Genomic DNA, 19,610 nt, shown 5'->3' on the forward strand with positions numbered 1-19,610 from the left:
CTCTCAGGCCCGGCTCAGGATCGCGAACGCCTTCTCGGCACCATCGAGGGTTGCCTGGATGTCCTCCGGGGCATGCGCGCTGGACATGAAGCCGGCCTCGTATGCCGAAGGCGCCAGGTAGACCCCCTGATCGAGCATCGCCGAAAAGAAGCGTCGGAAGGCAGCCGCATCGCAGGCCGTCGCCTGGGCGAAGTTATCCACACGCGATTGCGCCGTGAAGAACAACCCGAACATGCCCCCGGCGGACTGGGTGATCATATCCACGTCCGCTGCCTCGGCCCGCTCCCGCAACCCCGAGCACAGCGTCTCGACTCGACTCGTCAGGGCATCGTGGAAGTGGGGTTCACGAATCTTGGACAGCAGCGCGATACCCGCCGCCATGGCCAGCGGGTTACCGGCCAGGGTACCCGCCTGGTAGACCGGTCCCAGCGGTGAGATATGCGACATGATCTCGCGCTTGCCGCCGAAGGCCCCCACCGGCATGCCGCCGCCGACGATCTTGCCCAGGCAAGTCAGGTCGGGATGCACGCCAAAGTGCGCCTGAGCGCCGCCCAGGGCCACACGGAAGCCGGTCATGACCTCATCGAAGATCAACACGCTGCCGTACTCGTTGCAGACCCGGCGCAAACCTTCCAGGAAACCGGGCACCGGTGGAATGCAGTTCATGTTGCCGGCCACCGGCTCGACGATGATGCAAGCCACCTCGTCGCCGATCTGCGCGAAGCATTCCTCCACCGCCTCGATATCGTTGTAGGCCAGGGTCACGGTATGTTCGGCCAGCGCCGCCGGCACCCCCGGCGAACTGGGCTCGCCATGGGTCAGGGCACCGGAACCGGCCTTGACCAGCAGCGAATCCGAATGGCCGTGGTAGTTACCCTCGAACTTGACGATCTTGTCGCGACCGGTATAGCCGCGTGCCAGGCGAATCGCCGACATGGTGGCCTCGGTGCCGGAATTGACCATGCGCACCAGTTCGATACTGGGAATGATCTCGCAGATCAGGTCGGCCATGGTGGTCTCGATGGCCGTCGGCGTGCCGAAGGACAAGCCGTTGTCGAGGCGCTCGCGAACGGCGCGGAGGACATCCGGGTCGGCATGACCGGTGATCATCGGCCCCCAGGACCCCACATAATCGACATAGCGCTTGCCCTCGACATCGAACAGATAGGCACCCTGGGCACGCTCGATGAATACCGGCGGCCGCTCCAGACCCTTGAAGGCGCGCACCGGCGAATTGACCCCACCGGGGATGTGACGACAAGCCTGTTCGAAGAGCTGTGCGGAAGTGATCATGGAAGCCTCTTGCGTCTCAAGGATAAAAACAGGTTGTGGATAACTCTTTGGACAATGCGGATAACTTGGCGTGGCTAGCCTGTGGATAAGCTATGAGTCGCCGCTATTGGCCCCGGTTCCTGCGCGAGGCGTCGATTCAACTCCTTCACCCGGGCTTCGATATCCTCGCCACCGAACACGGCATGCACGCAGGCCAACAGCTCCGCCCCGGCGCGTCGTGCCAAGAGAATATTGTCACGCCCGATACCGCCGATCGCGACCCGCGGCAGGCCGAACACGGCGGCCTCGGCGAGCAGCGACAACGCGGCCGGGGGCGCGCCGGGCTTGGTGCTGGAGGCAAAGAAACGCCCGAAGGCCAGATAGCTCGCCCCTTCACGCACGGCCCGCTCGGCCAGATCCAATCGCCCATGGCAGGTCGCACCGATGATGGCGTGAGGACCGAGCTGCTGGCGTGACACGGCCAGCTCACCGTCGCCCTGGCCCAGGTGCAGACCGACATTGTCGTGACCGGCCCGGCGCAAACGCAGCGCCAGGGCGGTGTCGTCATTGACGATCAACGGCACGCCGTAATCCCGACACAACGCCGCCAAGGCACCCGCCTGACGCCAGCGCTTGCCGTCATCCGTCGACTTGTCACGATACTGCAGCAACGCCAGGCCGCCGCGCAATGCACTCTCGCTACCCGCGAACAGCCGCGCATCGTCGGGGAGCAACTCGGCATCGGTGATGGCATAGACCCCACGGGTCCAGTCGTGATGGTTCATGATGAATCCTGTTGGTTGGCGAGATCGGGATGACGCCACAGGCGCCGCGGCAACGCCTGGCCGGAGCCGGGACGCCAACCATGCTTGAGCGACTGCCAGGTATAATCCTGGGCCTGCTCGCAGGCCTGGACCAGGCTCTCGCCAGCCGCTAGCCGAGCAGCCAACGCCGCGGCCAGCGTACAGCCCGAGCCATGAAAGCTGCCGGCAAGGCGTGGCCAGTGCCACTGACGTCCATTGTCCGGAGTATGCAGGGTGTGGACAACCTGATCGGGCAGCGTGTCTTCCCGGGGGGCGTCGGTCCCGGTGACCAACACCGCCTGGCAGCCCAACGACAGCAAGGCCACGGCCCGATCGGTGTCGTTGTCCACCACTTCTCCCGATAAACGCGCCAGTTCCAGCCGGTTGGGGGTGAGGATATCCACCAGCGGTAACAGTCGCTCGCAAAAGGCATCGCGTAGTTCCAGGGTCGACAACTCCTTGCCGCCACCGGCCTTCAGCACCGGATCGACAACCAGCGGCACGCCGGGATAGCGACGGACGATATCCACCACGGCGTCCAGCGACTCGAGACTCGCGATCAAGCCGACCTTGATGGCAGCGACCTCGAACTCGGCCAGCGCGGCGACCATCGCGCGCATGTCGTCGCCTCGGCACGGCATCACCGCCCTCACATCGTGACAGCTCTGCGCCGTCAGCGCCGTCGGCACGGTCAGTGGCCAGCCACCACAGGTGCCGACCGCCTCGGCATCGGCCACCAGGCCGGCGCCGCCGGTCGGGTCATGACCCGACAACACCAGTACCACAGGCAAATGTCGCATCGTCAGCCACTCGCCCCCCATCAGAACGGTTTGACCACAGCGAGAATGACGATCGCCAGCAAGGCGATGACCGGTGCCTCATTGAACCAGCGAAAGAACACATGGGATTTGTGGCAATCTCCCACCGCCAGTTTTTTCATATAGGCCAGACAGACATGATGATAGCCGATCAGCAATACCACCAGTGCCAGCTTGGCATGCAACCAGCCCTGACTCATGAAACCCGGCACCATCGACAACAACCACAGTCCGAACACCAGCACGCCGATCATCGACGGCAGCATGATCCCACGGTAAAGCTTGCGTTCCATGACCCGGAAGTAGTCGATGGCCTGTTGGTCGTCCTTGTCCCGAGCCATGGCGTGATAGACGAACAGGCGTGGCAAGTAGAACAGCGCGGCAAACCAGGTCACCACGAAAACCAGATGCAACGCCTTGATCCATGGATACATTCCCGCTCCTCGGTCGAAATCGGACGAACGCCCACGAGGTCATGGGTCGCCCCACCGTTCATGGCTTATAACGATAGTAGTTCTCGATGGCATCACGGGTGATGATACCGGAAATTCGCCGCATCATCGGCGTCGAGGTGTTTTCCACATACAACGCATCCACGGCCTGGTTGTTCAAGCGCTCGAAGGCTTCGGTCAGGGTAGCCTGCAAATGGATGGGCGCCATCTCCAGTCGCTGGCCGGGCACCTCGAGCAGATCCAACCGTTCCTCGTTCTCCCATAGCGACTCATCGAGCAGCGCCCGGGCCAGGTCGGCGGCCTTGAGCGCCAGGGTCGGCGCATCGTCGCTGGAACGCACGATCACGATCCAGGTGGGCTTGCCATCCAGCAGCGCCTGCGCTTCGTCACGGCTGATCAGGCGCCGGGTTTTCACCAGGTTGCGCTCCATGACCGCCGGCACCGAGACGCGCGACAATGCCTGCATCAGGGGCTGCTGCAAGGGGTGCAGGCCATGGCGCGTCAGGGTGATGAAGAAGCCCTGGCAGCGACAAAGCTGCCTGGCCGTGAGACTGGAGATCACCACCGCCAGCATCCCGGGCAGGATGATATCGGGATGATGAGTGAGTTCCAGCAGGGCCATCAACGCCGCCAGCGGCGCCTGGAGCACCGCTCCCATCATCGCCGCCATGCCCAGCATGGCGAACAATCCCGGATCGGCCGACACCTGGGGCCAGATCCAGCCCCCCAGTATGCCGCTCAGGGCACCCGCCGTGGCTCCCACCACCAATACCGGCCCGATGATGCCGATGGGCACGCCACACGCCACGGTGAAGGCAGTGAGCAACAGCTTGGCGACCACCAGCGCCAGCAGCACATCCACCGCCAGATCGCCGGCCAGGGACGCCGCCAGGGTGTCGTAACCGATGCCTTGCACCTCGGGATACCACCACGCCACCGCGGCAGTCGCGATACCCACCGCCGCCAGTTTTCCCCACACCGGCCAGGCCGCCAGACGTTCGCCGCTCTTGGCCACATGGATGAAAGCCCCGGCCAACAGGCCGATCACCAGCGCCGTGACCACGATCCATGGCAGATTGAACAACGAGCCCAGCGTCACGCTGGGGACCCGGAAGGCCGGTTCGGTGCCGTATACCAGTTGCGCCACCAAGGCGCTCATGGTCGAGGCCAGGATCACCGGCATGAACCCGGCGATGGTGTACTCCATCATCACCACTTCCATGGCGAAGATGACCCCGGCGATGGGCGTATTGAACGATGCCGAGATGCCCGCCGCCGTGCCGCAAGCCACCAGCACCCGCAAGCTGTTGTGCGGCAGACGCAGTTGCTGGCCCAGCCCGCTGGACGCCGCGGCGCCCAGATGGATGGCCGGCCCCTCGCGACCGGCGGACAAGCCGCCGAGAACCGAGACGACACCGACCCACCACTGGTTGATCCAGTTGCGCAGGGGAAACCTGCCCTGATGATAGGTCAGGCGCTCGATGACATGACCGATGCCCAGCTTGCGCGCCGCCGGGGGCTGACGCCACAGCCAGAGGCCGATCATCGCCACCGCCACCAGTGGCAGGCTGGCCCTGGCCCAGGGGAGGAGCGCCTCGAAGGCTTCGGGGTCGCCCTCGGGCATGAACACCAGAGCACCCAGATCGAGCAGCAGACGAAAGCCCACCATCAGGCTGCCGGTGACCACCCCGGAGGCCAGCCCCAGGACGCATAACTGGGGCAGGGCATCGACGTTGGCGAGCTGGCGGCGAAAGCGCTCCAGGCTCAGATCGGGCAAGCGTAGTCGTGGCACGATACCGCATCCTTGTGGAAGTCGGCGCCGCTCGAGACTCGGCGAGAGGTCAAGCGTGCGAGAAGATATCACCCCTATTTAAGGTGTATCATATCGGAACGAACCACGTCTCAACCGGCCATCTGAAGGAGTCCATCGTGATCAAGGTAGGTATCGTCGGCGGCACCGGGTATACCGGCGTCGAACTGCTGCGCCTGCTGGCAAGCCATCCCGAGGTCGACGTCGACGTGATCACCTCGCGTTCCGAGACGGGGCTGGCGGTCGACGAACTCTATCCCAACCTGCGCGGTCATTATCCCGGCCTGGCATTCTCCGAGCCGGACCCGGCTCGTCTCGCCGCCTGTGACGCCGTCTTCTTCGCCACTCCGCATGGCGTGGCCCATGCCCTGGCCGGGGAACTGATCGAGCGTGGTACGCGGGTCATCGACCTGTCCGCCGACTTTCGTCTCCGCGATGCCCGGGAATGGGCGCACTGGTATGGCCAGCCGCATGGTGCCCCCGAACTGCTCGACGCCGCGGTCTACGGCCTGCCCGAGGTCAATCGCGATGCGATTCGCCAGGCGCGGCTGATCGCCGTACCGGGCTGCTACCCTACCGCCGTCCAGCTTGGCTTGCTGCCGCTGCTGGAGCAGCGGTTGATCGACAACGAGCACATCATCGCCGACTGCAAGTCCGGCGTCACCGGTGCCGGGCGCGGCGCCAAGGTCGCCTCGTTGCTGGCCGAAGCCAGCGAGTCGATGAAAGCCTACGGCGCCAGTGGTCATCGTCACCTGCCGGAAATCCGCCAGGGGCTGAGTCAGGCGGCCGGTCAAGCGGTGGGGCTGACCTTCGTGCCCCATCTGACGCCGATGATTCGTGGCATCCACGCCACCCTCTACGGTCGCCTCACCAGCGAGCCGGGCGACCTGCAAGCGCTGTTCGAGAAGCGCTTCGCCGACGAGCCGGCGGTCGACGTGATGCCGGCCGGCAGCCACCCCGAGACTCGCAGCGTCAAAGGCTCGGACATTTGCCGCCTCGCCGTGCACCGTCCTGGCGATGGTGACACGGTGGTGGTCCTGGCGGTGATCGACAATCTGGTCAAGGGGGCGTCGGGCCAAGCGATACAGAATCTCAACCTGATGTTCGACTTCGACGAGATGGCTGGTCTTCAGGCCCCGGCCCTGTTGCCCTGATTCCGAATCGACACATGACCCCGGCATAAAGTTGACCCTTTTGCTGGGGTTTGCGGATAATATGGTTATTGAACATTTCCCAACACCCGGGAGCTCTCCGATGAGCAGTGCCGAATCCTTCGAGCCAGCCTCCTTCACGCCCAAACCGATGCTGTTGACCGACAGCGCGCAGGGGCGGCTGCGCGCATTGATCGCCGAGGAGGGCAATGCCGCCCTCAAGCTGCGCGTCTACGTGACCGGCGGCGGCTGCTCGGGCTTTCAATACGGCTTCGACTTCGCCGACGACACCAGCGACGACGATACGCTGATCGAATTCAACGACGTTGCCATGGTCGTGGACCCGTTGTCCTACCAGTACCTGGTCGGCTCCACCGTGGACTTCGAGGAAGGCCTCGCCGGAGCGCGCTTCGTGATCAAGAACCCCAATGCCACCACCACCTGCGGTTGTGGTGCCTCGTTCATGGTCTGAGCCTCGCTTGGGCCATGGTTTCCCTCTAATGTCCCGCGCAGCACCCCCAACTTGACGCTTTCCCCCGGACTCGCCATGGTTAAAGGCGAGACGATAAACACTATATCTAGTGGGGAAGCCAATGAGACTAGTGATCGAAAATACCATCAAGACCGCTTCGCTGCTGGCGTGCCTGGTGCTGGGGCTTGGGCTGTCAGCGCAGGTTCTCGCCGACAAGCCAGTGGTCAATGTCGTCACCGACCCGAGCTTCGTTCCCTTCGAAATGATGGACCAGGAAACCGGTGAGATGGTCGGTTTCGACATGGACATCATCCGCGAGGTTGCCAAGCGTGCCGGTTTCGAGATCAATCTCGAAACCATGGACTTCAACGGCATCATCCCGGCCGTGCAGACCGGTAATCAGGAAATCGCCATCGCGGGCATTACCATCACCGAAGAGCGTGCCAAAATCGTCGACTACTCCGACCCCTACTATGATAGTGGTCTGAAGATCCTGGTGCGTGCCGACAACGACAGCGTCGAGACCATCGAGGATCTGGAGGGCATGAGTATCGCCACCAAGATCGGCTCCACCAGCCACGACTTCCTGCAGGAACAGTTCGGTGGGGATACCGACATCACGCCCTATCCAGGGACCAGCGACATGTTCATGGCGCTGCTCGGCGGCAGTGTCGATGCCGTCTTCTACGATGCTCCCAATGTCAGCTACTTTGCCCAGACCCGCGGGGAAGGCCGCACCAAGGTGGTAGGTCCTCTCTACGAGGGGCAACAATATGGCATTGTCTTCCACAAGGGCAGCGAATGGGTGGAACCCACCAACGAGGCCCTGGCCTCCATGCGCGAGGACGGCACCTACGACGAGATCCATGCCAAATGGTTCGGCAGTGCCCCTGACGACGAATAATCCCTTGGCACAACGCGCGGGGTCGGGTCTTCACACCCGGCCCCGCTGCTGTGTGTCCCACCGATACGCAGACAGCGCATGCCTGACTCGTCGCAGCGGGAGATTTTCACGTGGACGTGACCTTTGAATTCGACTGGGCAGCCGCCCTGGCTTCGATTCCCCATCTACTGCCGGGGATTCCCTATACTCTATTGATTTCCTTCGGTGGCCTGGCCATCGGTTTCGTGATCGGTATCATCTTCGGCCTGTTACGGATCAGCCCCCTCCACTGGTTACGGCTACCGGCAGGCTTTTATATCGAGGTCTTTCGCGGCACCCCGGTGCTGGTGCAGGTGCTGTTCATCTTCTACGGCCTGCCGCAGATCCTCGGCGGTCCCATCAACGCCCTGGTGGCAGGCATCGCTGCGATCGCCGTCAATTCGGGGGCCTATATCTCGGAAATCGTGCGTGGCGGGGTGGAGTCCATCGAGCGCGGTCAGCGCGAAGCCGGCCTGTCGCTGGGACTCTCGCGTACCCAAGCCTTCCGTTACATCATCTGGCCGCAAGCCTTGCGGCGCATGATACCGCCGCTGGGCAACCAGGCCATCATCAGTATCAAGGACACCTCGCTGTTCTCGGTCATCGGTGTCGGTGAGTTGGTCCGCCAAGGCCAGGTCTATATCGCCACCACCTTCACCGCCCTCGAGGTCTATCTGATGGTGGCATTGCTGTATCTGGCCATCACCTGGAGCCTTTCTCTCGTCCTGCGTACGCTGGAACGCAAGGGCCTGGTCGGACAATAGGGAAACCTCATGAGCCAACCCAAGTCAGCTTCAGAAAGCGTACCCATCGTGCGCATGGACAAGGTCAACAAGTACTTCGGCAGCCTGCATGTGCTGCAGGATATCGACCTCGAGATAGTGCCCGGTGAAGTGGTGGTGATCATCGGCGCCAGTGGTTCGGGCAAGTCCACGCTGATCCGCTGCATCAATGGCCTGGAAGAATTCCAGCAAGGGCATATCGAGGTCGACGGCAACGAGCTGCTGCCGAACGGCAGGAGCGGCAAGGCTCTGCAGACCATCCGCACCGAAGTCGGCATGGTCTTTCAGCAATTCAATCTCTTTCCCCACTTGAGCGTACGCGACAACGTCACCCTGGCGCCGATCAAGGTACGCCAGCTCGCCCGTGATCGGGCCACCGCGATTGCCGACAAGCTGCTCGAGCGGGTCGGGATCAGCGACCAGGCCGACAAGTACCCCAGCCAGCTCTCGGGGGGCCAACAACAGCGTGTGGCACTGGCCCGTGCCCTGGCCATGGAACCGCGACTGATGCTGTTCGATGAGCCTACCTCGGCACTCGACCCGGAAATGATCGGTGAGGTGCTGGATGCCATGCGCGAGTTGGCCAACGAGGGCATGACCATGATCATCGTCACCCATGAGATGGGCTTCGCCCGCGAAGTCGCCGATCGGGTGATCTATATCCATGGCGGGCAGATCGTCGAACAGGGATCCCCCCAAGAGGTCTTCGATGACCCACAACATGAGCGTACCCAGAGTTTCCTGTCACGCGTCCTCAAGCACTGAATCCGCTGATTCTCGCACGATTTGCCACACGTCTCGGGCCTGTCGATAGTCGACAGGCTTTTTTTTGCCTGTGGATAAATTTTTCTCCCAAACACCCCAAAAGATACGCTGATGCCCATGGTTACCGGCGATACGCCCAGATGCCCGCGATGTGTACAGCCACGGTGACAAGCCCGGTAGTCATGGGTGCATAAACGGTGAGCGGATTGGCATGTGGGCAAGTCGTGATTCCGTCCACAGGCTCACGACATCCTGTACGCAACCACTACGCCTCTTGTCCAAGACTTGGTCAACATTGCAATATATTGTTTTTTAATGGATAAGAATGCTTATCCACAAAAAATGTCCACACCAGTAATCACTACCACAACAGAACTTCTTTTCTCTTTCTTTATATTGATGATGTTATCTCGCAAGGAGGGAAGCCGGCGAGCTTCCGGGTGTGGAAAACCCCTGACGGTTACCCACAGGAGGTTTATACTGGGCCGCTGATTTCGATCTTCGCTTTCATGATCGGCGCGACCGGCGCCATTCGAGGTGCAACGTGGATTACCCCGACCGCTTTGACGTCATCGTCATTGGCGGTGGCCATGCGGGAACCGAAGCCGCTCTGGCCTCCGCCCGCATGGGCTGTCAGACCCTGCTGCTCACACACAACATCGAGACACTGGGCCAGATGTCCTGCAATCCGGCCATCGGCGGCATCGGCAAGAGTCACCTGGTCAAGGAAATCGACGCGCTCGGCGGCGCCATGGCGCTGGCAACCGACCAGGGTGGCATTCAGTTCCGGGTGCTCAACGCCCGCAAGGGGCCAGCGGTACGGGCGACCCGCGCCCAGGCCGATCGCGTGCGCTACAAGGCGGCGATCCGCGGCCTACTGGAGAACCAGCCCGGGCTGACGATCTTCCAGCAGGCAGCCGGCGATCTGATCGTGGATAACGACACGGTACGCGGCGTGGTCACCGAAACCGGTATTCGCTTCCACGCCGAAACGGTGGTGCTATGCACCGGCACCTTCCTCGGCGGCGTGATCCACATCGGCCTGGATCAGAGCCGTGGCGGCCGTGCCGGGGATGCCCCCTCCAACGCCCTGGCCGAACGCCTGCGCGCCTTGCCGTTCAACGTCGCACGGCTCAAGACAGGCACGCCGCCGCGGCTCGATGCCAAGAGCGTCGACTTCTCGGCGCTCGAGGAACAACCCGGCGATACTCCCATCCCGGTGATGTCCTATCTGGGCTCGCGCGCGATGCATCCGCGTCAGGTGAGTTGCCACATCGCCCATACCAATGAACGCACTCACGAGATCATCTTCGCCAATCTCGACCGCTCGCCGATGTATTCCGGGGTGATCGGGGGCGTTGGCCCACGCTACTGCCCGTCGATCGAGGACAAGGTGCATCGCTTCGCCGACAAGGCGAGCCACCAGGTGTTCATCGAACCGGAAGGCCTGGAGACCCGGGAGCTCTACCCCAACGGCATTTCCACCTCGCTGCCCTTCGATGTGCAGCTCGAGGTGGTGCGTTCGATTCGCGGCCTGGAGAATGCCCATATCACGCGGCCCGGTTACGCCATCGAGTACGATTTCTTCGATCCACGCGATCTCAGGCACTCGTTGGAGACCAAGTTTATCCACAACCTGTTCTTCGCCGGACAGATCAATGGCACCACCGGCTACGAGGAAGCCGGTGCCCAGGGCCTGCTGGCCGGGCTCAATGCCGCGCGCCGTGCCAAGGAACTGGCGACGTGGGCGCCGCGTCGCGATGAAGCCTATCTGGGCGTGCTGGTCGATGACCTGATCACCATGGGAACCCAGGAGCCGTATCGCATGTTCACCTCGCGGGCCGAATACCGGCTGCTGCTACGCGAGGACAACGCCGACCTGCGACTCACCGAGATCGGTCGAGAGCTGGGCTTGGTCGACGACGCGCGTTGGGCGGCGTTTGCCACCAAACGCGAGGCCATCGAGCGTGAAAGCGCCCGACTCAAGGCCAGCTGGGTCCAGCCCGGCACGCCCGCTGCGCAGGCCATCGAGGCCAAGACCGGCAAGCCCCTGACACGGGAATACAACCTGATGGACCTGCTCAAGCGCCCCGAACTCGGCTATGCCGATATCGCCGGGCTGGTCGGTGAGGCGGTTGCCGATGACAGCGTCACCGAGCAGGTGCAGATCCAGGCCAAGTACCAGGGCTATATCGACCGCCAGCAGGACGAGATCGACAAGCTCAAGCGTCACGAGGCCACGCCGCTGCCCGAATCGCTGGACTACGATCGGGTCGAGGGCCTGTCCCACGAGATTCGCCAGAAGCTCAAGGCCTCGCGCCCGGCGACCCTGGCCCAGGCCGGACGTATCTCCGGGGTGACCCCGGCGGCGATATCGATCCTGCTGATTCATCTCAAGAAGCGTCGCCTGCTGGACGATAGCCGGGTGGTGAACGGATGACCGCGGGCCTGACGACTCCTGTACTGGAGCCGAAAGTCGTCGCGCTCCTCGATGACGGACTCGCCGAACTGGGACTCTGTCCCGATGCGCGGCAACGCGAACGCCTGTTGGCGTTACTGGCGTTGTTGCACAAGTGGAATCGCGCCTATAACCTCACCGCGGTACGCTCGCTCGATGCCATGGTGACCAGGCATCTGCTCGACAGCGCCGCGGTGCTGCCTGCCGTACATGGACCAGGGCTGCTGGATGTGGGCTCGGGACCGGGGCTGCCGGGGCTGGTCGTCGCGATCCTGCGCCCCGACGTGACGGTGACCCTGCTCGACAGCAACGGCAAGAAAGTGCGTTTTCAACGCCAGGCTGTGCTGGAATTGGGCTTGACGAATGCCGTCCCGGTACAGGCACGGGTCGAGAGTTACGAGGACCGGCCCTTCGCCCAGGTGATTTCGCGGGCATTTGCCAGCCTGGAGGATTTCGTCTCCCTGACCGAGCCTCTGCTGGCTGTCGATGGCGAGTGGTTGGCCATGAAGGGAAGGCTCCTGGAGGACGAGTTGCAACGCTTGCCGGAGGGTGTCGAGCTGGTCGATCGTCAAGCGCTGCGGATCCCGGGAGCACCGGGGCAACGGCATCTGTTGACGCTGTGCCGTCGCCTGACGCCGTAACGAGAACATGCAGGCTGCCCGCCACCAGGGAGCCGGACTCAGGAAGGAAGCCGCTCGTGACCAAGATCATCGCCTTGACCAATCAGAAGGGGGGCGTGGGCAAGACCACCACCGCCGTCAATCTCGCAGCCAGCCTGGCGGCCCTGCATCGGCGGGTGCTGTTGATCGATCTTGACCCCCAGGGGCATGCCACCATGGGCAGTGGTATCGACAAGCACGAACTGGACGGCAGCGTGCTCGACGTGTTGCTGAACGACAAACGCGCCTCCGAAGTGATCCTCGATTGTCCCGATGCCGGCTATGCGCTGCTGCCCAGCAACGGCGACCTGACCGCCGCCGAGGTCGACCTGCTCGATCGCGACGAGGGGCGCGAGCGCTGCCTGGGCGATGGCATTCGCGGGGTGTCCGGCGAGTACGACGTGGTGCTGATCGACTGTCCGCCATCGCTCAACATGCTCACCGTCAATGCCCTGACCGCCGCCGACGGAGTACTGATTCCCCTGCAGTGCGAATTCTATGCACTGGAAGGGCTCTCGGCGCTGCTCGACACCGTCGACCAGATCAAGGTCAGCGTTAACCCCGAGCTGGCGGTCTTCGGCATCGTGCGTACCATGTTCGACTCTCGCAACAGCCTGACGCGCGATGTCAGCAAGCAGTTGCGCGACTATTTCGGTGATACCTTGCTCAAGACCACCGTACCGCGCAACGTACGGGTCGCCGAGGCGCCCAGTCACGGTCTGCCGGTGACCAAATACGCGCGTTTTTCGCGCGGTAGCCAGGCCCATCGGGTGCTGGCCAAGGAATTGATTCGTCGTCTGTCGCTGTAGGCGCAGCGGAACCATTCGAGGAGGTGCCGATGACACGTAAACGCGCTCTGGGACGCGGCCTGGATGCCCTGATCGGTGCCGGTGCTCGCCGCCGTGAGACCCTGGAAGGCGATGCCGAGACGTCCTTGCTCGCCGTCGATGGCAGCGTCGACTTGACGCCCGAGCTGACACCCGAACCGGGTGAACGCCTGGAGCGTCTGCCGCTGGGGCAGTTGTCGCGCGGCAAGTATCAGCCGCGTCGCGATATCCAGCCCGAGGCGCTGGAAGAATTGGCCGACTCGATCCGTGCCCAAGGAGTGATGCAGCCGATCGTGGTGCGCCCGCTCGGCGAGGAGCGTTACGAGATCGTCGCCGGCGAACGACGTTGGCGGGCCGCCCAACTCGCCGAGCTCGATGTCATCCCGGCGGTGATCCGTGACGTCAGCGATCAGGCCGCCCTGGCGCTGGCACTGATCGAAAACATCCAGCGCGAGAACCTCAATCCTATTGAGGAAGCCTTGGCGCACAAGCGCCTGATAGACGAGTTCAAATTGACCCAGCAGCAGGTCGCCGACGCGGTGGGCAAGTCCCGCGCCCAGGTGGCCAACCTGTTGCGGCTGTTGGCACTCGACCCCGAAGTGCAGACCCTGCTCGAACGTGGCGATCTGGACATGGGGCATGCGAGAGCCCTGTTGGGCCTGTCCGGCGCCAAGCAGCGCCAGGCGGCCCATGAAGTGGTCAACAAGGACCTGACGGTGCGTGACACCGAGGCCCTGGTCAAGCGACTGGCCAGCGGTACACCGGCCAAGCCGGCCCGCGAAGCTCCCTCGGCCGACGTCGGGCGGCTGGAGAATCAGCTTGGCGAGCTGCTCGGGGCGCCGGTCAGGATCCAGCATGGTCGCAGCGGCAAGGGGCGCCTGACCATCCGTTATTCGAGCCTCGATGAACTCGACGGCATCCTCGGGCATATTCGCTGAGTTCCCGCCTTGTTTGTTAGCAAGCTAAATTGTTTCATCAGATATTTCTTGCCATTTGGTCGTAAGCTGGCGCGATATCGTGCAGAATCGCGCTGACTTCGGTTGAAGGGGCCGGGGGGCTTCCCTATAATCGCGTCCGGGCTTGCCGCCGGTTCGACTTCGGCAGCGATTTTGGCAGACAGCAGTGCAGACGGAGAGCATGGGAAATCCACCAGCAGCCAAGCTCAAGCGTCCGCGAATCCTGCCTCTGTTGCTCGCTCAGTTCGTGATCATGTGCGCCGCAGCGGGGCTAGGCGCGTACGTGGGTGGCATGGCGGCTGCGGTTTCGGCGTTGCTGGGAGGCGGGGTGGCCTTGCTGCCTAATGCCTACTTTGCCTGGCGGGCCTTTCGCTACCAGGGCGCGCAGCGTACCCGGGATATTATCAAGAGCTTCTATCGCGCTGAAGCCGGTAAGTTTGGTTTGACGGTGGCATTGTTCACGCTGGTGTTCGTGACAGTGCCCCCCTCAAATCCCGCTTTCTTCTTTGGCGCTTACGTGGCGACGCTGTTCGTGCATTGGCTGGGACCCTGGCTACTGCGGCGACCGTCGCACACCTGAAATCGAGGCAGAGCATGGCAGGCAACAACCCGACTCCGACGGAGTATATCCAGCACCACCTGCAGAACCTGACCTTCGGCCGGCACCCGGAACATGGCTGGTCGATCGCCCATTCCGCCGAGGAGGCCTCCGAAATGGGCTTCTGGGCGATCCACCTCGACACCATGGGGTGGTCGATCGGACTGGGGGTGATCTTCCTGCTGATCTTCCGCAAGGCGGGCAAGTTGGCGACCACCGGTGTGCCCGCCGGGCTGCAGAATTTCGTCGAATTGATGGTCGAGTTCGTCGACAACTCGGTGAAGGAAACCTTCCACGGCAAGAGTCGGGTGATCGCGCCTCTGTCGCTGACCATTTTTTGCTGGGTCTTCTTGATGAATCTGATGGACCTGGTACCGGTCGATTTCCTGCCCATGCTGGCGCAGAAGATCGGCGGCTTTTTCGGTGCTGATCCCCAGCACGTTTACTTCAAGGTAGTGCCGACTACCGACGTCAATGCCACCTTGGGCATGTCGCTGTCGGTCTTCGCATTGGTCATTTTCTATACCATTCGCGCCAAGGGTGTCTCCGGCTTCATCGGCGATCTGACCCTGCATCCGTTCAACTCCTCGAACAAGTTGATCCAGGCCCTGTTCATTCCGATCAACTTCATTCTCGAAGCCGTAACCCTACTGGCCAAGCCGATTTCGCTCGGTCTACGTTTGTTCGGAAACCTCTATGCCGGTGAGCTGATCTTCATCCTGATCGCCATCATCGGGCTGTGGCAGCTGCCGCTGCATTTCACCTGGGCGGTGTTCCATCTCCTGGTCATCACCCTGCAGGCCTTTATCTTCATGATGTTGACCATCGTCTATCTGAGCATGGCGGTGGAACAACACTGATTTCGCTGAACCCCTTAACCCGCTAAACCACTTGACTGAAACTGGAGACCATCATGGAAGCACAAATCTTGGGTATGACCGCCGTCGCCGTGTCCCTGCTGATCGGCTTGGGCGCCTTGGGCACCGCCATCGGCTTCGGCATCCTCGGCGGCAAGTTCCTGGAAGGCGCCGCACGTCAGCCGGAAATGATTCCGATGCTGCAGGTGAAGATGTTCATCGTCGCTGGCCTGCTGGACGCCGTGTCCATGATCGGTGTAGGTATTGCGCTATTCTTTACCTTCGCCAACCCGTTTGTCGGTTAAGCCACGGTGGTCGACACGACCCGTTGTGACTTTAACCCCGAACTTGTGACGCGAGAGGTGCTGGCGTGAATCTGAACCTTACCCTGATCGGCCAGGCTATCGCCTTCGCGTTCTTCGTCTGGTTCTGCATGAAGTTTGTCTGGCCACCGATCATGCAGGCCCTGCAGGAACGCCAGAAGAAGATCGCCGATGGCCTGGACGCTGCCAGCCGTGCTACGCGGGACCTCGAGTTGGCGCAGGAACAGGCCGACAAGACCCTGCGTGAGAGCAAGGAGCAGGCAGCCGAAATCCTGGAGCAGGCCCACAAGCGGTCTACCCAGATGGTCGAGGAGGCACGTGACAGTGCTCGCCTGGAAGGTGAGCGCATGATCAACAATGCCAAGTCCGAGATCGAGCAGGAAATCAACCGCGCGAAAGAAGAGCTGCGTGTCCAGGTGTCGCGACTCGCCATCGAAGGCGCAGAGCGGATACTGGAGGCCTCCATCGACGAGAAGAAACACGGCCAGCTCGTCGACAAACTCGCCCAAGAGCTTTGAGGAGGTGACCCATGGCGGAAACGTCTACCGTCGCTCGACCCTACGCCAAGGCGGCGTTCGAGTACGCACGCGAGCATGAGGCACTTTCTACCTGGTCCGAGCGGCTTGGCAAGCTAGGCCGGGTCGTTGCCGATCGTGACATGCAGAAAGTTCTTTCCCATCCTAAGCTTGATACGGCATACAAGATCGAGCTTCTGATCGAGATTGCCGATGTCAAGGGCGATGACGCTATCCGGCGTTTCCTCGATTACCTGGGAGAGAAAGGACGCCTGCAGGCACTGGCAGCGATTGCGCAGCAGTTCGAAGCGTTTCGCGCCGACCATGAGAAGCGCGTGGAAGTGACCATCGTGTCGGCTTTCGCACTGGATGCCGAGCAGCAGGACAAGCTCAGCAGTGCACTCAAGAAGCGTCTCAATCGCGAAATCTCCATTACCACTCAGGTGGACCCTGCCTTGTTGGCTGGCGTCATCCTGCGTGCCGGTGACACCGTCATTGACGGTTCGGTGCGCGGTCGACTGAATCGCCTCCACGAGGCCCTTTCCGCCTGAGTCTGAGGGACATGGCATGCAGCAACTGAATCCTTCCGAGATCAGCGACATCATCAAGCAGCGTATCGAGAAGCTGGATGTCGCATCCGAAGCCCGCAATCAGGGCACCATCGTCAGCGTTTCCGACGGCATCGTGCGTATTCACGGCCTCGAAGACGCCATGTTCGGCGAGATGATCGAATTCCCCGGTGGTATCTACGGCATGACGCTCAACCTCGAGCGTGACAGTGTGGGGGTCGTGGTACTGGGCGACTACCTGCTGCTCGAAGAGGGCATGACCGCTCAGTGTACCGGCCGCATCCTCGAGGTGCCGGTGGGACCCGAACTGGTCGGCCGCGTGGTCGATGCACTGGGCAACCCCATCGATGGCAAGGGCGATATCAATGCCAAGATGACCGACGCCGTGGAAAAGGTCGCGCCGGGCGTCATCACCCGTCAGTCCGTCGACGAGCCGGTGCAGACCGGTCTCAAGTCGATCGACTCGATGGTGCCGATCGGTCGCGGCCAGCGTGAGCTGATCATCGGCGACCGCCAGATCGGCAAGTCGGCGATCGCCGTCGATACCATCATCAACCAGAAAGGCAAGGATATCACCTGCGTCTACGTGGCGATCGGCCAGAAGCAGTCGACCATTGCCAACGTGGTGCGCAAGCTCGAAGAACATGGCGCGATGGAACATACCATCGTGGTCGCTGCCGGCGCCGCTGATCCGGCCCCGATGCAGTTCCTGGCCGCCTATTCCGGTTGCACCATGGGCGAGTACTTCCGCGATCGCGGCGAAGACGCGCTGATCGTCTACGACGATCTCTCCAAGCAGGCCGTGGCCTATCGCCAGGTATCGCTGCTGTTGCGTCGTCCGCCGGGCCGTGAAGCCTATCCGGGTGACGTCTTCTACCTGCACTCGCGTCTGCTCGAGCGCGCCGCGCGCGTCAATGCCGACTATGTCGAGAAGTTCACCAATGGCGAGGTGAAGGGCAAGACAGGTTCATTGACCGCATTGCCGATCATCGAGACTCAAGGGGGCGACGTCTCGGCGTTCGTGCCGACCAACGTGATCTCGATCACCGACGGCCAGATCTTCCTCGAGACCAACCTCTTCAATGCGGGGATCCGTCCGGCCATCAACGCCGGTCTGTCGGTATCCCGCGTGGGCGGTGCGGCGCAGACCAAGATCATCAAGAAACTCGGTGGTGCCGTGCGTCTGGCACTGGCCCAGTATCGCGAGCTGGCGGCCTTCTCGCAGTTCGCTTCCGACCTGGATGAAGCGACCCGCAAGCAACTCGAACACGGTCAGCGCGTCACCGAGCTGATGAAGCAGCATCAGTACTCGCCGCTGTCGGTGGCCGAGATGGCGCTGTCGCTGTATGCCGCCGATCAGGGCTATCTGGACGACGTGGATGTCAACAAGGTGTTGGACTTCGAGAGTGCTCTGCACGGCTACATGAAGGCCGAACATGGCGAACTGCTCGACAAGATCAACCAGACCGGCGACTACAACGACGAGATCCAGCAGGGGTTGAAAGAGGGTCTCGAGAAGTTCAAGGCCACTCAGAGCTGGTAATCCATTGACCCGTTCCGGGGTTCCGGAGCGGGCCAAACAAGCTTGTGAGGCCGAGAACGAGAGGGTAGATCGCTATGGCAGCTGCAAAAGAGATACGCACCCAGATCGGGAGCATCAAGAACACGCAGAAGATCACCAGCGCCATGGAGATGGTCGCTGCATCGAAGATGCGTAGAGCCCAGGATCGCATGAGGGCGAGTCAGCCTTATGCCCGGCAGATCCGCAATGTCGTCGCTCATCTCGCCGATGCCAACCCCGAGTATCGGCATGACTACATGATCGAGCGCGAGGTCAGGCGGGTCGGTTACATCGTGGTTTCCAGCGACCGCGGCCTGTGCGGCGGTTTGAACGTCAATATGTTCAAGTCGGTGCTCAAGGATGCCAAGAGCTGGCGCGACCAGGGAGTGGAACTGCAGTTCTGCGCCCTGGGGGCCAAGGCCAGCGGCTTCTTCCGCAAGTACGGTGGCGAATTGGTGGCCGCCCGAAGTGGCCTCGGCGAGGCGCCGGAGGTTCAGGACCTGATCGGCAGTATCAAGATCATGTTGGAGGCGTATGACGGGGGACGCATCGACCGCTTGTTCGTGGTGTACAACGAGTTCGTCAACACCATGACCCAGCGACCGGTCGTGCGCCAGTTATTGCCCCTGTCTACCGATATTGGTGGCGACACGCAAGACCAAGAACAGACGCGTCCCAGGACTTGGGACTACCTGTATGAGCCGGATGCCAAGGCGCTGCTGGATAACTTGCTGGTGCGCTTCATCGAGTCGCAGGTCTATCAGGCGGTGGTCGAGAACGCCGCCTGCGAACAGGCCGCACGGATGATCGCCATGAAGAGCGCCACTGACAATGCTGGCAATCTGATCGATGACTTGGAGCTGGTGTATAACAAGGCCCGTCAGGCGGCCATTACCCAGGAAATCTCCGAGATCGTTGGCGGTGCCGCAGCCGTATAGCGCCGCAGGAAGATGCCCGGGCTGACAGTTCTCCTTCGGTGGAGCGCCACCCGGTGGAACGCCACCCGGTGGAACGCCACCCGGTGGAACGCCACCCGAGGC

At 62.2% G+C, this 19,610-nt stretch carries 21 protein-coding genes; 16 read left to right on the forward strand and 5 right to left on the reverse strand.

Annotation, left to right across the window (positions count from 1 at the left end; genetic code table 11):
* Positions 1–3: 3 nt before the first annotated feature.
* The 5 genes from hemL to ACFOEV_RS09720 form a co-directional block, all read right to left on the reverse strand.
* Positions 4–1,293: a glutamate-1-semialdehyde 2,1-aminomutase gene (gene hemL / locus ACFOEV_RS09700; RefSeq protein WP_386773311.1), complete on the reverse strand. Its 1,290-nt coding sequence runs from the start codon at positions 1,291–1,293 to the stop codon at positions 4–6.
* Between the two features lie 74 nt (positions 1,294–1,367).
* On the reverse strand, positions 1,368–2,057 hold the full coding sequence (thiE, locus tag ACFOEV_RS09705; RefSeq protein WP_386773313.1) for a thiamine phosphate synthase: 690 nt from the start codon (positions 2,055–2,057) through the stop codon (positions 1,368–1,370).
* Complete coding sequence (thiD, locus tag ACFOEV_RS09710) at positions 2,054–2,875, reverse strand: bifunctional hydroxymethylpyrimidine kinase/phosphomethylpyrimidine kinase (RefSeq protein ID WP_386773315.1); 822 nt, start codon at positions 2,873–2,875, stop codon at positions 2,054–2,056. The genes thiE and thiD overlap by 4 nt, the downstream gene beginning before the upstream one ends.
* Before the next feature lie 20 nt (positions 2,876–2,895).
* Positions 2,896–3,327: a protoporphyrinogen oxidase HemJ gene (gene hemJ, locus ACFOEV_RS09715; RefSeq protein WP_386773317.1), complete on the reverse strand. Its 432-nt coding sequence runs from the start codon at positions 3,325–3,327 to the stop codon at positions 2,896–2,898.
* A 58-nt stretch (positions 3,328–3,385) separates the two neighbouring features.
* Complete coding sequence (locus tag ACFOEV_RS09720; protein ID WP_386773320.1) at positions 3,386–5,137, reverse strand: chloride channel protein; 1,752 nt, start codon at positions 5,135–5,137, stop codon at positions 3,386–3,388.
* A gap of 137 nt (positions 5,138–5,274) precedes the next feature.
* Between ACFOEV_RS09720 and argC the strand changes: the two genes are divergently transcribed.
* The 16 genes from argC (at position 5,275) to atpG (ending at position 19,508) form a co-directional block, all read left to right on the forward strand.
* Complete coding sequence (gene argC, locus ACFOEV_RS09725) at positions 5,275–6,309, forward strand: N-acetyl-gamma-glutamyl-phosphate reductase (RefSeq protein ID WP_386773322.1); 1,035 nt, start codon at positions 5,275–5,277, stop codon at positions 6,307–6,309.
* A gap of 100 nt (positions 6,310–6,409) precedes the next feature.
* A complete protein-coding gene (gene erpA / locus ACFOEV_RS09730) occupies positions 6,410–6,778 on the forward strand; it encodes an iron-sulfur cluster insertion protein ErpA (protein WP_386773324.1) in 369 nt (122 codons plus the stop codon).
* A 121-nt stretch (positions 6,779–6,899) separates the two neighbouring features.
* Positions 6,900–7,682, forward strand: a complete 783-nt coding sequence (locus ACFOEV_RS09735; RefSeq protein ID WP_386773326.1) for a transporter substrate-binding domain-containing protein — start codon at positions 6,900–6,902, stop codon at positions 7,680–7,682.
* Positions 7,683–7,792: 110 nt separating this feature from the next.
* Entirely contained in the window at positions 7,793–8,464 is a 672-nt protein-coding gene (locus ACFOEV_RS09740; protein ID WP_386773328.1) for an amino acid ABC transporter permease, read from the forward strand.
* A 9-nt stretch (positions 8,465–8,473) separates the two neighbouring features.
* Positions 8,474–9,247, forward strand: a complete 774-nt coding sequence (locus ACFOEV_RS09745; RefSeq protein ID WP_386773330.1) for an amino acid ABC transporter ATP-binding protein — start codon at positions 8,474–8,476, stop codon at positions 9,245–9,247.
* A 544-nt stretch (positions 9,248–9,791) separates the two neighbouring features.
* Complete coding sequence (mnmG, locus tag ACFOEV_RS09750; RefSeq protein ID WP_386773332.1) at positions 9,792–11,687, forward strand: tRNA uridine-5-carboxymethylaminomethyl(34) synthesis enzyme MnmG; 1,896 nt, start codon at positions 9,792–9,794, stop codon at positions 11,685–11,687.
* A complete protein-coding gene (rsmG, locus tag ACFOEV_RS09755; RefSeq protein WP_386773334.1) occupies positions 11,684–12,346 on the forward strand; it encodes a 16S rRNA (guanine(527)-N(7))-methyltransferase RsmG in 663 nt (220 codons plus the stop codon). The genes mnmG and rsmG overlap by 4 nt, the downstream gene beginning before the upstream one ends.
* A gap of 56 nt (positions 12,347–12,402) precedes the next feature.
* Complete coding sequence (locus tag ACFOEV_RS09760; protein WP_386773336.1) at positions 12,403–13,173, forward strand: ParA family protein; 771 nt, start codon at positions 12,403–12,405, stop codon at positions 13,171–13,173.
* 29 nt (positions 13,174–13,202) lie between these two features.
* Positions 13,203–14,129, forward strand: a complete 927-nt coding sequence (locus tag ACFOEV_RS09765; protein WP_386773338.1) for a ParB/RepB/Spo0J family partition protein — start codon at positions 13,203–13,205, stop codon at positions 14,127–14,129.
* Between the two features lie 199 nt (positions 14,130–14,328).
* The gene (locus tag ACFOEV_RS09770; RefSeq protein WP_386773340.1) at positions 14,329–14,727 is read left to right on the forward strand and encodes an ATP synthase subunit I; all 399 of its coding nucleotides are present in this window, start codon (positions 14,329–14,331) and stop codon (positions 14,725–14,727) included.
* Positions 14,728–14,741: 14 nt separating this feature from the next.
* Positions 14,742–15,605, forward strand: coding sequence for a F0F1 ATP synthase subunit A (gene atpB, locus ACFOEV_RS09775; RefSeq protein WP_386773342.1), 864 nt, complete (start codon positions 14,742–14,744; stop codon positions 15,603–15,605).
* A 53-nt stretch (positions 15,606–15,658) separates the two neighbouring features.
* Positions 15,659–15,907, forward strand: coding sequence for a F0F1 ATP synthase subunit C (gene atpE / locus ACFOEV_RS09780; RefSeq protein ID WP_386773344.1), 249 nt, complete (start codon positions 15,659–15,661; stop codon positions 15,905–15,907).
* A gap of 65 nt (positions 15,908–15,972) precedes the next feature.
* On the forward strand, positions 15,973–16,443 hold the full coding sequence (locus ACFOEV_RS09785) for a F0F1 ATP synthase subunit B (RefSeq protein ID WP_386773346.1): 471 nt from the start codon (positions 15,973–15,975) through the stop codon (positions 16,441–16,443).
* 11 nt (positions 16,444–16,454) lie between these two features.
* Positions 16,455–16,991 (forward strand): F0F1 ATP synthase subunit delta, encoded by a 537-nt coding sequence (locus ACFOEV_RS09790; protein WP_386773348.1) that lies wholly within the window; start codon positions 16,455–16,457, stop codon positions 16,989–16,991.
* 16 nt (positions 16,992–17,007) lie between these two features.
* Positions 17,008–18,552 carry a F0F1 ATP synthase subunit alpha gene (gene atpA, locus ACFOEV_RS09795; protein ID WP_386773350.1) on the forward strand — a complete coding sequence of 515 codons (1,545 nt, stop codon included), beginning with the start codon at positions 17,008–17,010 and terminating at the stop codon, positions 18,550–18,552.
* 74 nt (positions 18,553–18,626) lie between these two features.
* Positions 18,627–19,508, forward strand: a complete 882-nt coding sequence (gene atpG, locus ACFOEV_RS09800) for a F0F1 ATP synthase subunit gamma (RefSeq protein ID WP_386773352.1) — start codon at positions 18,627–18,629, stop codon at positions 19,506–19,508.
* Positions 19,509–19,610 lie beyond the last annotated feature (102 nt).

Origin of the sequence: Litchfieldella rifensis (assembly GCF_042646605.1) — a bacterium.
Lineage (GTDB): Bacteria > Pseudomonadota > Gammaproteobacteria > Pseudomonadales > Halomonadaceae > Litchfieldella > Litchfieldella rifensis.

Excerpts from the sequence above, each read along its gene's own strand:
- hemL (WP_386773311.1), bottom strand. The coding sequence starts at position 1,293 with ATGATCACTTCCGCACAGCTCTTCGAACAGGCTTGTCGTCACATCCCC.
- thiE (WP_386773313.1), bottom strand. The coding sequence starts at position 2,057 with ATGAACCATCACGACTGGACCCGTGGGGTCTATGCCATCACCGATGCC.
- thiD (WP_386773315.1), bottom strand. The coding sequence starts at position 2,875 with ATGCGACATTTGCCTGTGGTACTGGTGTTGTCGGGTCATGACCCGACC.
- hemJ (WP_386773317.1), bottom strand. The coding sequence starts at position 3,327 with ATGTATCCATGGATCAAGGCGTTGCATCTGGTTTTCGTGGTGACCTGG.
- erpA (WP_386773324.1), top strand. The coding sequence starts at position 6,410 with ATGAGCAGTGCCGAATCCTTCGAGCCAGCCTCCTTCACGCCCAAACCG.
- ACFOEV_RS09735 (WP_386773326.1), top strand. The coding sequence starts at position 6,900 with ATGAGACTAGTGATCGAAAATACCATCAAGACCGCTTCGCTGCTGGCG.
- ACFOEV_RS09745 (WP_386773330.1), top strand. The coding sequence starts at position 8,474 with ATGAGCCAACCCAAGTCAGCTTCAGAAAGCGTACCCATCGTGCGCATG.
- rsmG (WP_386773334.1), top strand. The coding sequence starts at position 11,684 with ATGACCGCGGGCCTGACGACTCCTGTACTGGAGCCGAAAGTCGTCGCG.
- ACFOEV_RS09765 (WP_386773338.1), top strand. The coding sequence starts at position 13,203 with ATGACACGTAAACGCGCTCTGGGACGCGGCCTGGATGCCCTGATCGGT.
- ACFOEV_RS09770 (WP_386773340.1), top strand. The coding sequence starts at position 14,329 with ATGGGAAATCCACCAGCAGCCAAGCTCAAGCGTCCGCGAATCCTGCCT.
- atpB (WP_386773342.1), top strand. The coding sequence starts at position 14,742 with ATGGCAGGCAACAACCCGACTCCGACGGAGTATATCCAGCACCACCTG.
- atpE (WP_386773344.1), top strand. The coding sequence starts at position 15,659 with ATGGAAGCACAAATCTTGGGTATGACCGCCGTCGCCGTGTCCCTGCTG.
- ACFOEV_RS09790 (WP_386773348.1), top strand. The coding sequence starts at position 16,455 with ATGGCGGAAACGTCTACCGTCGCTCGACCCTACGCCAAGGCGGCGTTC.
- atpA (WP_386773350.1), top strand. The coding sequence starts at position 17,008 with ATGCAGCAACTGAATCCTTCCGAGATCAGCGACATCATCAAGCAGCGT.
- atpG (WP_386773352.1), top strand. The coding sequence starts at position 18,627 with ATGGCAGCTGCAAAAGAGATACGCACCCAGATCGGGAGCATCAAGAAC.